Below are 12,270 nucleotides of genomic sequence, written 5' to 3'. Positions count from 1 at the left end.
GTCTCTCGTGGAGGAAGGAGTGTCGAGCTCCCGAGTTCGGCGTTGCGAACGCCGTAGTCTCCCATCTGAGCTATCCCCCATCACCCTATCGGAGGCGCGCTGTTTATCGTTGTACTCGCCATGCTGATGCTCGTCATCGTAGTCGCCCGCCTCTCGGACTGCGCCACTCCAAATCGTCGTGACTAGGGCGCGCCGTCAGCTGAGCAGAGAAGCACAGCCAATTGCTATAAGCGGATCCGCTCCACCTCGTCCAGGCTGACGTCGTCGCGGTGCCGGTCATAGAGCTGCGTAGTACGCGTCGACGCGTGATTGGCCATCGCCGCGGCGTTCTCGAGCGTGCCGCCGTTTTTCAGGTAGGCGGTGATGCCGGTCGCGCGGAACGTGTGGTTGCCGATCGCCGTCGCGATGCCCGCAGCCGCCGCGCGCCGGCGCACCATGGCGTAGGCGTTCGCCTGCGGCAGCGGCCTCGTGCTGAGCCGCCCGGTGCCGCGCGCGACCGTCCGGAACAGCGGCCCCTTGGGATCGCCGGCGATGCCGGTGCCGTCGAGGTACGCATGCAGGTACGCCTCCAGCGTGTGGTGACACGGCATCGCGTGGCGCTTGCCGCCTTTTTCGCGCAGGCGTACCCACAGGCGCCGGTTCTGCACGTACACGTCCTCCACGCGCATCGCGAGCGCCGCGCCCACCCGCGCGAACGAAAACACCATCAACGCGATCAGCGCGCGGTCCCGTAGCCCGATCGGCGTGCTCACGTCGACGCTGTCGAGCAGCAGGCGCGCCTCGGTCACATCTAGCACTGGCGTCGTTCCTTTCTTGGCGGTGTGGGATGGACCCCGTACCGACGCGGCCGGATTGTGCGGCACGATCTGGCCGGTGACGAGCCAGTCGAACAGGTGGCGGATCGCGGCCAGGTACTGCCTGGCGGTCGGCGCCGACAGCGTTTGCGTCTGCCGTTCGATCCAGGTGGCCACGTGCAGCGGCTGCACCGCCGTGATCGACGTCACGCCAGCACTGGCGCACCAGGTCAGGAAGTCGCCGGCCGCGCGCGCATATGCGCGGCGCGTGTGCGGGTTGCGGATCGCCGACGCAAAAAATTCGAGGAAGCGGATGCCGGCACGTTCGCCGGCCGCCGTGACGAGTACAGGCGTTGTGATGCCATTGAGCGTGACGAGTTCACTCATGGCGCAACCTGCCTCGCTGCAGCCCGCGCGTCGACGATGCCAAGCAGATGGCTTGCAAGCATGATCATTTCAATCGCTTCGCGCGGGGTGTCGATCGCCACGTTGCGGTGCGAGTGCGGATTCTTGTACGAACCGATCGCCCCGGCAAACAGGGCGCAGAGCGCATCGCGCTCGCCTTCATCTGCATCCATGTCGGTCAACGGCCCGGTCGTGATGTGGAACGCCTTCCGGACCATTCGCACGCCGATCTCCGATTGCGGCAACCCGGCTGCCTCCCGAACGGCAATCTCGACGGGCCGCATTGCCTCGAATACAGCCGTTGGATAGGCGCCGCGCATGAACGACAGCCACACGTCGTTAGCGATCGCAGGATGCAGGAGCGCTTTGGGCAGCAGACGGGCGGTCTGGTAGTCAACGAAGGCCTGCGGATTCTCGAAACGCTGCGCACGTCGGCTCAGATGCCGGAATCCGTTGCTCCCGTTTGTACCTTCGGCCGGCACAACCAGCCCCTGTGCTTCGAGCCACGCAAATGCCTCGGCTACGGCAAGGTCGACGTCAACGAGTCTGTTTCGAGGATAGGCCGATTCGCGTGCACCCATCTCCAGCCCCATCCGAAGATTGCCAAAATGAATCAGGCGTTCCTGTCGTCTGCGCAACAGGAACAGGATCTTGGCAGCCAGCTCTTCGGGCTCAAGCGCAAGCAACACTTCAGCGTCTGGAATCTCGGTCAGAAGCTCCCGCATGCCCCTTCCATATATATTTGATAAAGGACATTGAACTAACCCGCTGACGCGGGAGGAGGCGGTCGGTCAGCGACTTCGACTCCGGGATCATCCGTAGGGCGCATCCGTTCGAGTGGGACGATGGCAGTGCAGTTTGCTGTCATGACCATTCAGAGCGGAGTCCATCATGACACCCCTACGTCGACGCATGATCGAGGATATGCGCGTGCGCAACCTCGCGGCCAATACGCAACGCGCGTATCTCCAGCAGGTGAACAACTTTGCCAGGCACTTCGGGTGTTCCCCTGAACTGCTGGGCCCGGAGGAGGTGCGCGCCTGGCAGGTGCACCTGATCGAAGTCCAGCGGCGCTCATCCAGCACCCTGGTGGTGGCGACTGCGGCGCTGCGCTTCCTGTATCACATCACGCTCAAACGCGAGTGGGCGGTCGAAGAACTCCCGATAGCGCGGACGCCGCGCAAACTCCCGGTGATCCTCAGTCAGGACGAGATCACCCGGTTCCTTGAAGCGATCCGTAGCGTCAAGCATCGGACCGTACTGATCGCCGCCTACGCCGCCGGCCTTCGCATTTCGGAAGCCACCCGGCTGAAGGTCGGCGATATCGACAGCCACCGCATGATGTTGCGTGTCGAGCAGGGCAAGGGGCGCGCCGACCGCTACGTGATGCTCTCGCCACGGCTGCTGGATATTCTGCGCAGCTACTGGTGTATCGGCCGGCCCCAGTACTGGCTGTTTCCTGGCCGCTTCCCGGATCAACCTGTGGGTGCCGACGTGGTGCGACAGGCGTGCCATGACGCACGTCGCCGTGCCGGTATCACCAAACCAATCACGCCGCACTCCTTGCGCCATGCGTTTGCGACGCACCTGCTCGAATCCGGCGCGGACGTGCGCCTGATCCAGTTGCTGATGGGCCATCGCAGCCTGGCCACGACGGCGCGCTACCTGAAGGTCGCGACCAGCACGATCTGCGCGACGACCAGCCCGTTCGACCGGTTGCCGTCAATGTCACCGCAGGCTTCACCCGAACCACAGGTTGACCACCTCTGAACCGCCATGAAGGCCCCGTTGGAGCTGGCGGACGTCCTGCGCCGCCACGGCCCGGCATACCGGCATCTGCACGCCGACTCGCTCGACCGCGAGCAGCGTCGCGTCATGCGCGCCATTGAACAGTGCCGCACGGCGGCCCTGGGCGGACACGTCGAGCAGCGCGACACCTGCGGCCATCAGCGCATCGCCTACAACTCGTGTGGCAACCGGCACTGCCCGAAGTGCCAGTCGCTCGCCCGGGCGCAATGGCTCGAGCGCCGTCAGGCGGATCTGCTGCCCGTGCCGTACTTCCACGTGGTCTTCACCGTTCCGCAGGAGATCGCGGCCATCGCATTCCAGAACAAGCGAATCGTGTATGACATCCTGTTCCAGGCCACCGCCGAAACGCTGCAGACGATCGCGGCAGACCCACGGCACCTCGGCGCCACGATCGGCTTCATCGCGCTGCTGCATACCTGGGGGCAGAATCTGGTCCACCATCAGCATCTGCACTGTGTCATCCCGGGCGGCGGCCTGGCTGCCGACGGCACGCGCTGGGTGGCTTGCCGACCCGGCTTCTTCCTGCCGGTGCGGGTTCTCTCGCGCCTGTTCCGCCGGCTGTTTCTCGAGCGGTTGCAGCAGGCCTTCGATACCGGGGCACTCCGCTTCTTCCCGTCACTCGCTCACCTGTCTGAGCCGGGCCAATTTGCCCGCTATCTGTCCGGTCTGCGTCGAACCGAGTGGGTCGTCTATGCCAAGGAGCCATTCGGTGGCCCCCAACAGGTGCTCAACTATCTCGGCCGCTACACCCACCGCGTCGCAATCTCCAACAACCGCCTCATCAGTCAGACCGATCGGCACGTCACGTTTCGCTGGAAGGACTATCGCCATCCTGGCAGACCACGCGTGATGAGTCTCGACTCCCACGAGTTCCTGCGCCGCTTCCTGCTGCACGTGTTGCCGCACGGACTACAACGGATCCGCCACTACGGACTACTCAGCAACCGGCTTCGCGAATCCAGCCTCACCGCATGTCGCCGACTGCTTGGTGCCCCGTCCAACGAAACCCCTGAGACATCCAGGCCTGACTACCGCGACCACTATGCGCACCTGACTGGCCGGTCACTGCGCGACTGTCCCGTCTGCAAACACGGTCACATGGTCTGCGTCGAATACCTCCTGCCTGGCGCGCCGGCGCGGGCACCACCATGCCAGCAATGAGGCACGAACGCATGTCTTCCCCGGCACCGAACCCGGCACATCCTGCGCGTCCGCGTGGCACATACGTCCAATGCGCTCTGAGCAGGCCTTGCTCACGCGATCGAAGTCGGCTGCTCTTCGTCATGGCCGGGCGCGGCTGCCATACCGTGGCCCCAGATCCTTTCCAGCCCTCGCTTTCCTTCCCGCATCCGGCGGTCACAACCGCTGCGGCACCCGATTCAATTCCCATAGCCACCGGCAGCGGAGCGGCTTAGCTCAAAGAATTTTTAGCAGGGCGGAAACGGCTCGTTCGCCACGCCCTTGTCCCGCTCATTGCGCCGTTTCCGCCCTGCTAAAAATCCTCTGGATTATCACATATATAGAACGTACCAAAAAGAACGGGCTCAATTTCTAAAAAAGTCATATAGGTTTTTTTATAAAAAAAACATGTTGCTTTTTTTACACCGAGGATCCAGAATTCATCCACGCCAATCAACGGTGAGGGAATGATGGTCTCGGTACCTGACAAGGATCTGCGCAAGCTGCTGGCGCGTTATCAGCAGTTCGAGGTGACACGCACCAAACGCCATCTCCGTATCCGTCATCGCGGCACGGGCGACTTCGTGATTGCTCCGACCACCGGCTCGGACCGGCGCGGTCTGCGCAACCTCGAGCGCGATCTGCGCCATCTAAGTGCCGGTATGGGCTACAACCAGCGCGTAGCAATGCGCCACATCTAAGCAGGCTTCCGCCTGATGACAACGCAAGGAGAAGTGACATGAGTTTTCTGGGTACGCTTGAAAACCTGGCCAAGGGCGCCGCAACGGGTGTGCTTGTAGTGACCGCACTGCCGGTATTTGGAGCGGCGGGTGCCATCACGGCGGTCGGCGTCGCTGTTGGCTCAGCGGTGGGTGCAGCAGCAGCCCTGCTCGATGATCTGAAGAAGGATGACTAGAGGTTTGGTGCAGAGGGCCGCAGCCGGTATCCTGCCGGCTGCCCGGGCTGGCCAGCCTTCACGATCGCATCAATTGGGAGATTGCACATATGAACCACGAGTTCGCTCCGATCCGGAAAGTCATCGACGGGATCAGCATCAATACGGACACGGCGCATCACTTCCACACCGATACGAAGGTGGTGAGCGAACTTGTCGACAGGACCGTCGTTCATCGGTACATGGCGCAGGGCCTGTATCAGGTTCTGCCTGACGGCCCCTACTTTCTGGCGTTCTGGAACAGGCTGCAGTGGGACAGCGGCGCCATGAAGTTCACATACGTTGACGACGCAAGCCTGATCGACGTAGAGCAGGCCAAGCAGTGGATCAGAGGATATTGCCCACAACGATACGACGAGTTCGTCCAAAACATGGGGCAGGCAGGCAAGGCTCCCAGCGCGGTTGCAGTCAACCTGCGCATGCCATCGGATTTACGTGCCCACTTGATGATGCGCGCGGATGTAACGGGCAGTTCCTTCAACAAGATCTGCATGAACATGATCACCGCTGGACTGAACCATTTTCAGCTGTTCGCGCCGTCATCGTTCGTTACGCTGACGATGCCAAGCGGGGTACCTGCGTTAAACGAGCTGCAGCGTGCAAACAGTTTTAACGACGCTGATGACCAAGCGCTCGCCAACGACGCGGAGCAGCTCTATGGCTTTTGCCGGCTCAATCAGAACCAGTTTCTCCCGTTCGCGTTGTCGGCCCTGTACCGACATTTCATGACCAATCGCGATGAAAAACGTGGTGTCTGTTTCGCACTCTGGCTTGCACAGTTCCACCGGCCGTCTTGGCAAGACCAACAGGAGTTTCGCCAGCGCCGTCCGGGCCCGGTGGAATACGGCGCATGGCGTTGGGTCAAGAACGATCCGCCTTTCGACAAGGACCCGGAACTCGGTTCACGGTTTTCATAGAGCCCGACGATCGGTGAGCCGGTATGGCGACCGCCGTTTTCACCCTTTAGCTCTTCGCATTGACATAACGCCTGTCCTGCCTGCCCTGTCCCCAGGCTATGGCGCGGTACCCGAGCACGCTGGGGTGTCCGATGGAAAGGTCAGCCGTTATCTCGGCTGCTGAGCGGTCCATCGTAAGTCAGCCGAAGTACAGAATCACAGAGTTCAAGCTATGAGCCAACCGACGTACAACGACGGATTTGTTGTCGCTGATTGGTATGGTCACGCGCCGGCGGGTCGTAAGCGACCGGCGAACCCGCGTTGACGAATGGTGAGTTAGGCGGCAGCTGTAAGAGGCTGCCAGTTATGTGGCAGCAATGCGGCGATGTCGCTTGCCCGGTGGGTTGGCAGTCGCGCGAGGATGTCCCTCAGATAGGCGTGCGGGTCGAGCCCGTTGAGTTGAGCGGAGCGTATCAGGCTCATGATTGCGGCCGCACGTTGGCCAGCGCGCAGCGACCCGGCGAACAACCAGTTGGACCTGCCGATGGCCCATGGACGGATCTGGTTTTCGACCCAATTGTTGTCTATGGGCACGTGCCCGTCATCGAGATAGCGCGTGAGCGCCTCCCAGCGTTTGAGGCTATAGTCCAGCGCTTTCGCGATCGCCGAACCTGCCGATACCAGCTTGCGTTGCGCCACCATCCATTCATAAAGGGCGTCGCACACCGGCTTGGCGCGGCTCTGCCGAAGCCGGTGTCGCGCTTCGATATCAAGCGCCGCGGCATCGCGTTCGATGTTGTAGAGCTCGGTGAAGAACGGCAGCGCCTGCTCAGCGAGCTGACTGCTGTGATTGGCATGCAGTTCGAAGAACTTGCGCCTCGCGTGCGCTGCGCAGCCGATTTCGGTGATGCCCTGGAGGAATGAGGCCTTATAGCCGCCGTAGTCGTCACACACCAGCTTGCCGTGCCAGCCGTCCAGGAACGTGCGGGCATGCTCCCCGGCTCGACTGTTGGCGAAGTCGTAGACTACCGCACGCAGGTTGCTGAATTGCGTTGGCGTATACGCCCACAAATAAGCCCGATGTGTCTTTCCCTTGCCGGGACTGAGCATTTGCACGGGGGTTTCGTCCGCGTGCAAGACACCTTGCTGCAGGATCTCTTGATGAAGGGCGTCGACCAATGGCTGCAACTGCGCGCCACACGTGCCCACCCAGGCGCCTAACGTGGACCTCGGTATTGCCAGTCCCGCGCGCGCATAGATCTGCTCCTGACGATACAGCGGCAAGTGATCTGCAAATTTGCTGACCAGTACCGAAGCGAGAAGTCCGGTGGTCGGGATGCCCTTGTCGATGACGTGCGCCGGCACCGGTGCCTGAATAAGCGTCTCGCAGTTGCGACACACCCATTTACCTCGAATGTGCCGCTGCACCGAGAAGACGCCCGGTGCGTAGTCCAGCTTCTCGCTGATGTCTTCGCCGATACGCACGCGCTCGCAGCCGCACTGGCAGAGCGTGCTGTCCGGTTCGTGGTGGATGTCGATACGCGGCAGTTGTTGCGGCAATGGGGCGCGTTTCGGCTGCTCGAGTTGCCGCTTCCGTGTGGGCTCGAGTTGCTCGAGTTCTATCTCGATGGCGGCCAGGTCGGCGTCAATCGCCTCGTCAAGCAGACTCATCTGTTCGTTGTTGAACTGCTCGCTGCGCCGGCCAAACTGCTGACGCCGGAGGACGGAGACCTCATGCGTCAGTTGGTCGATCCGGCTTTGCCGGTAATGCAGTTCCCGTTGCAGGTCACCCACTTCTCGCCGCTTCGCGGCAACCTCCGCATCCTTCGCGTTGACCTCGGCGATCAATTGGGCCGCAAGAGCACGCAACTGCTCCGGGCTGAGCGCATCAAGGTCGGTAGGCGGGTTCATGCGGACCAGTCTGCCAGAACGGCGTACCCCTGGAAAGCAGAACTGTTTACGTCCCGTCGGTGCGTCAGATGATGCGTATGACGCCGTCCTGACCGATGCGCTGCCACGGTAGTCCCAACACCAGACCGGCTAGCTGTTCATGCGTGAGTGCGTGCTGCTTCGGTTCGCTGCCAACGTGCGGCCAGACGAACTGCCCCTGATTCAGCCGCCGCGCTGCCAGCCAGATGCCGATGCCGTCGTGGACGAGAACCTTCAGGCGGTTGGCGCGGCGGTTGGTAAAGAGATAGGCGTGGTGCGGATGTGCGGCGCCGAACACATTCACGACGCGCGCCAGCGCCGTGTCGAAGCCGGCTCGCATGTCCAGCGGATCGACGGCCAGCCAGATCTCATCGACGCGGATCACCGCAGCCACTCGCGCAGCCACACCGCGCACTGCGCGGCTTCGGAGACCGGCCAGCTTACCGTTATCGACTGATCTCCCCGACGCACTTCGACACGGATCGCAGTCGAGTGCGCATCCTTCGCTTCGATAGCAACGGGGACGAACGCTGGCAGTGGCGCTGATTCAACATCGGCCGGACGCCTCGGCAACCGCTTTGGAAGTCTCCCTTCTGCCTGATCAAGCCAGCGGCGCAACAGATTCGCGTTAAGCCGATGTTCCAGCGCGACTGCTGCGACTGATACGCCGGTTACCTGGCAAGCGGCAACAACCCGCGCCTTGAATTCCTCGCTGTAGCGCCGACGACGCCGACGTGCCGGCAGCGCTTGTTCTTCGATAGTGTTCACGTGTCCGCTTATTCGTGAACTGACCCCCAGAAGTTGGACACTTCTGCAAGGGGTCTTGTGGGCAAGTATTCGGAAGAGACGAAGCTCGCGGTCGTCAAGGATTATTGTTCGGGAACGGCGGGGCTTAAAGTCGTTGCTCGCCGTCATGACGTGGATGTTACGTCGCTACGCAAATGGGTGGCGGGTTATCGTTCGCATGGTGCTGCAGGCGTGAGGCAAAAGGCGCGGGCTACCTATAGCTTAAAATTCAAGCTGTCGGTGTTGCGACGCATGCGTGACGAGGGCCTCTCCTATCGGCAAGCCGCCGCGCTGTTTGATATTCGCAACTTCAATATTATCGCCACGTGGGAGCGCAACTACGATCAAGGCGGACTGGAGGCCTTGACTCCGCACGCTTCCTCACGCCGCAAGAAGATGACAAAGCATCAGACCACAGAATCTCCGAGATCATCAAAGGGCGACGTTAGACCCACTCGCGACGAATTGATGAAGGAACTGGACAACCTCCGCATGGAGAACGCCTATCTAAAAAAGCTCAATGCCTTGGTTCAAACGACCGCGCAGCAAGCGCAGCGCAAAAAGCGCAGATCGTGATCGAGCTAAGGCACCGATATCCTCTTGCCGGTCTGCTCAAGCTAGCAGGCTTGGCGCGCAGCACTTTCTATTATCAACAGAAGGCGCTGCAGATAGTCGACAAATATGCTGACCTCAAGGCTCGGATCAAGGCTATCTTCGACAGGCATAAAGGGCGATACGGCTACCGCCGAATCACCGCTACGATTCGGCAAGAGGGCTTCGCCGTCAACCACAAGACGATCCAGCGTCTAATGGCTGATCTGCGACTGAAGTCCTGCGTGCGGATCAAGAAATATCGCGCCTACAAGGGCGAGGCTGGCAAGATCGCGCCAAATATTCTTGAACGCCAGTTTGACGCGGAGTTGCCTAACCAGAAGTGGGTCACAGACGTGACCGAATTCAACGTTCGGGGAGAGAAGCTCTATCTTTCACCCGTGCTTGACCTGTATAACGGCGAGATCATTGCGTACCAGATGGCCCGGCGTCCTTTGTTTGACATGGTAGGCACGATGCTGAAGAAAGCGTTTGGTCGGCTCAAGCAGAGCGACAAAGTTATCTTACATTCCGACCAGGGCTGGCAATACCAGATGGGGGTGTACCGGCGCCTTCTTGAGGCCCGCTCGATTACACAAAGCATGTCCCGCAAGGGCAACTGCTACGACAATGCCGCCATGGAGAGCTTCTTCGGAACGCTCAAGGCGGAGTTCTTTCACTTGAACAAGTTCGACAATCTTGACGAGCTGGAGGCCGGCATAAAGGACTATATACGGTACTACAACCATGACCGTATCAAGCTAAAATTGCGGGGCATGAGCCCCGTCAAATATCGGGCTCGATTCGGTCAGGCGTAGTCATTTAACCGTCCAACTTCTGGGGGTCAGTTCAATCGTTAGGTGGACACGATACTCCCAAGCGCTTCAACGGAACTCAAGGTGAGATGCCCAGCCGCTTACGGCGGGTCACGTTCCAGGTTGGGTGGTCAATTGCCGAAACGAAGCCGTACCGGTAGACCATGCCCCTTCTGTTCGATCCAATGGTGCTGACAAAAGGCAACCGGCGTATATACGGCAGCGCAGCCGTGCGCATGCTCGGGATGCAATTCGCCGCAGCATGATTAGATAAAGATTAAAACCAGATTAGGCGTTGCAAGTCGAATGCCGCAACTCCGCGCCGCTGTTGAGTTTGTGAGGCATTCGGCTTGTGGACAACTTAGGCGCTGGAACGGCAAGCGCTAGGCGCCGGAACGGCAGAGCGTAGGTGAAAGAACCGCATACCGTAGGTGCTGGAACGGCATCTAGAGTAGGCGCAAGAACGGCATCAGAGGCACCGTTTCCTTTGTCCACCCGCCTTCTTGGCCAGGTGTCGGCGTTGCGAGTCGCTGGGCTTCTTATCGACATGTACTGGGTCGCCTCGAATGTCGTAGCTGAACGGCTGACGGTGGGCCTCGCTCGCGTCGGCCAAGGCGTCAAGGGCCTTGCGCAGAGTCTGTCGCCCGCTGCTCGGACTCTCGTCCTCGCTACCGGCAAGCCTTAGCAGTGTGTCCATGCGCATCGGGTAGGGCTTTGCAGGACTGGCGTAGAAGCCGTGCAGCCATTGAGCTAGCGACTTTCCGACCAGCGCGCGACGGACATTCCAGTCGATTTGCGTGAATTGGTCCGCTGCGAACAAGGTGTGAAGCTTAGGGCTGACTACGATCACCCATTCCCGAGTTTCGTTGTCCTTGTAGGCCTCATCGATAAGGCCCCCGATGTATGGCCCTCCGTCCTGCTTGATCTCTACTGCGTTGGCTCTTAGACGGGTGATGCGCGTGTGCAGCACCCTACGGTTCTTGCCCGTGTCCGTCTTGCCCATAAGCTTTAGCAGCGCGTAGGACGTTAAACGGCATGTCACCCCCAGCGCCTGAATGCGCACGACGTGGAGAACGCTTTCCCACACATCGAGGTCGCCTTGGTCAAGGCGTTCGCCAGTGTAAAGAATTGTCAGACCGTCGAGCGTCGTCACCTGCTCGCCCGACAGGTAGCGGCGCGGTCCCTTGGCGATAGCGCCGAACAGGGCTGACCGCAGGAAGCCGTTCGGCACGCCCCGCACAAAGTCCGGCCAATACGGCAACTGAACTAGGTCTTGCGGAAGCGGTCCGCCGGGCAGGTTGTTGCGCTTTTCACGGGCGACCCGCTCTCGGTGCTTCCTCTGCAATTCCGCGACGCGTGCGACCAGTGCATCAACCGAGTGGCGCTCCGACTCGCCGCCTGCGCCTGTTGTGCCTCGCCCAAGCACGGGTTCGCGGCCAGTGCTGCCCCTCAAATCGTCAAGCGACATGACTCACCACTTGACGTCGCCGTGCGCGCGCTTTGCTACCGATTCGGCTTTGGTTGGGCGCCCCCGCCGGCGCTTTTCAGGTGACGCCAGTTCCGTCACGCTGGGAGAGTCGGCGCCGGCGACGTGGAGGCCAATCCATCTCTCTACATCTTCGGCACGCCAAAGAAGGCGCTTCGTGTTGGGAAGGCGGCAGATCGGCGGAAGGGACTGGGGATTGCGCGTCGCATCGCTACGGATGCTGGCGACAGATTTCTGTAGATGCTCAGCGAGCTGATCGACCGTGAGTAACGCTTGCATGGACATTGGCCCTTATTTGCGCCATGTCACATTTGTGCACACAGCGGCGTTTGTTAGCTGATGTATGCAAGGTTGACTCTTAGGGTCACTGAAATCTCGGTAGAGACATGAAGTGTTTTCTACCAATGAGGTGCGCGATCTCGAACTACTGCGCGGCGCCACAAATTTGCCACACCTCATGTACAAAAACCTGCGCCGGAATGCAAAACAACGCACTACATCGCAAGACGTAGTGCGTTGTTTTTAAAGAAATTTCTGGTGGAGAGGAAGGGGATCGAACCCTCGACCTTCGCATTGCGAACGCGACGCTCTCCCAGCTGAGCTACCCCCCCAACGAAAATAATTC

At 60.6% G+C, this 12,270-nt stretch carries 12 protein-coding genes and 2 tRNA genes; 6 read left to right on the top strand and 8 right to left on the bottom strand.

Translation table 11 applies throughout. From position 1 onward, the window contains the following. Positions 1-7: 7 nt before the first annotated feature. From L0U81_RS00790 to L0U81_RS00780, 3 genes are all read right to left on the bottom strand, one after another. A tRNA-Ala gene (locus tag L0U81_RS00790) sits at positions 8-80 on the bottom strand. 144 nt (positions 81-224) lie between these two features. After that, the gene (locus L0U81_RS00785; RefSeq protein WP_233799705.1) at positions 225-1,181 is read right to left on the bottom strand and encodes a tyrosine-type recombinase/integrase; all 957 of its coding nucleotides are present in this window, start codon (positions 1,179-1,181) and stop codon (positions 225-227) included. Then, positions 1,178-1,924: a TIGR02391 family protein gene (locus tag L0U81_RS00780; RefSeq protein WP_233799704.1), complete on the bottom strand. Its 747-nt coding sequence runs from the start codon at positions 1,922-1,924 to the stop codon at positions 1,178-1,180. Before L0U81_RS00780 ends, L0U81_RS00785 begins: the two co-directional genes overlap by 4 nt. A 166-nt stretch (positions 1,925-2,090) precedes the next feature. Between L0U81_RS00780 and L0U81_RS00775 the strand changes: the two genes are divergently transcribed. The 5 genes from L0U81_RS00775 (at position 2,091) to L0U81_RS00755 (ending at position 6,059) form a co-directional block, all read left to right on the top strand. Next, on the top strand, positions 2,091-2,969 hold the full coding sequence (locus L0U81_RS00775; protein WP_233799703.1) for a tyrosine-type recombinase/integrase: 879 nt from the start codon (positions 2,091-2,093) through the stop codon (positions 2,967-2,969). Positions 2,970-2,975: 6 nt separating this feature from the next. Continuing rightward, positions 2,976-4,169: an IS91 family transposase gene (locus L0U81_RS00770; protein WP_233799702.1), complete on the top strand. Its 1,194-nt coding sequence runs from the start codon at positions 2,976-2,978 to the stop codon at positions 4,167-4,169. 485 nt (positions 4,170-4,654) lie between these two features. Continuing rightward, entirely contained in the window at positions 4,655-4,888 is a 234-nt protein-coding gene (locus L0U81_RS00765; RefSeq protein ID WP_233799701.1) for a hypothetical protein, read from the top strand. Positions 4,889-4,926: 38 nt separating this feature from the next. After that, the gene (locus L0U81_RS00760) at positions 4,927-5,103 is read left to right on the top strand and encodes a hypothetical protein (RefSeq protein WP_233799700.1); all 177 of its coding nucleotides are present in this window, start codon (positions 4,927-4,929) and stop codon (positions 5,101-5,103) included. A gap of 89 nt (positions 5,104-5,192) precedes the next feature. Then, the gene (locus tag L0U81_RS00755) at positions 5,193-6,059 is read left to right on the top strand and encodes a hypothetical protein (RefSeq protein ID WP_233799699.1); all 867 of its coding nucleotides are present in this window, start codon (positions 5,193-5,195) and stop codon (positions 6,057-6,059) included. A 315-nt stretch (positions 6,060-6,374) separates the two neighbouring features. On the opposite strand, the gene tnpC is transcribed toward L0U81_RS00755, so the two are convergent. The 3 genes from tnpC to tnpA form a co-directional block, all read right to left on the bottom strand. After that, positions 6,375-7,949, bottom strand: coding sequence for an IS66 family transposase (gene tnpC / locus L0U81_RS00750; RefSeq protein ID WP_233799698.1), 1,575 nt, complete (start codon positions 7,947-7,949; stop codon positions 6,375-6,377). 64 nt (positions 7,950-8,013) lie between these two features. After that, positions 8,014-8,352, bottom strand: coding sequence for an IS66 family insertion sequence element accessory protein TnpB (gene tnpB, locus L0U81_RS00745; protein ID WP_233799697.1), 339 nt, complete (start codon positions 8,350-8,352; stop codon positions 8,014-8,016). Then, positions 8,349-8,735, bottom strand: a complete 387-nt coding sequence (tnpA, locus tag L0U81_RS00740) for an IS66-like element accessory protein TnpA (RefSeq protein WP_233799696.1) — start codon at positions 8,733-8,735, stop codon at positions 8,349-8,351. The genes tnpB and tnpA overlap by 4 nt, the downstream gene beginning before the upstream one ends. Positions 8,736-8,792: 57 nt before the next feature. Between tnpA and L0U81_RS00735 the strand changes: the two genes are divergently transcribed. Then, a protein-coding gene (locus L0U81_RS00735; RefSeq protein WP_233799695.1) for an IS3 family transposase occupies positions 8,793-10,162 on the top strand; the annotation gives its coding sequence in 2 pieces (ribosomal slippage) (positions 8,793-9,261 and positions 9,261-10,162; 1,371 coding nt in all). A gap of 466 nt (positions 10,163-10,628) precedes the next feature. On the opposite strand, the gene trfA is transcribed toward L0U81_RS00735, so the two are convergent. Together trfA and L0U81_RS00725 are read right to left on the bottom strand one after the other, a co-directional pair. Continuing rightward, positions 10,629-11,627 (bottom strand): plasmid replication initiator TrfA, encoded by a 999-nt coding sequence (gene trfA, locus L0U81_RS00730; RefSeq protein WP_233799694.1) that lies wholly within the window; start codon positions 11,625-11,627, stop codon positions 10,629-10,631. A gap of 553 nt (positions 11,628-12,180) precedes the next feature. Beyond that, positions 12,181-12,256 (bottom strand) — tRNA-Ala (locus L0U81_RS00725). Positions 12,257-12,270: the final 14 nt, after the last annotated feature.

The organism is Paraburkholderia sp. HP33-1, assembly GCF_021390595.1.
Lineage (GTDB): Bacteria > Pseudomonadota > Gammaproteobacteria > Burkholderiales > Burkholderiaceae > Paraburkholderia.
This window is presented reverse-complemented; position numbering and strand designations above follow the sequence as displayed.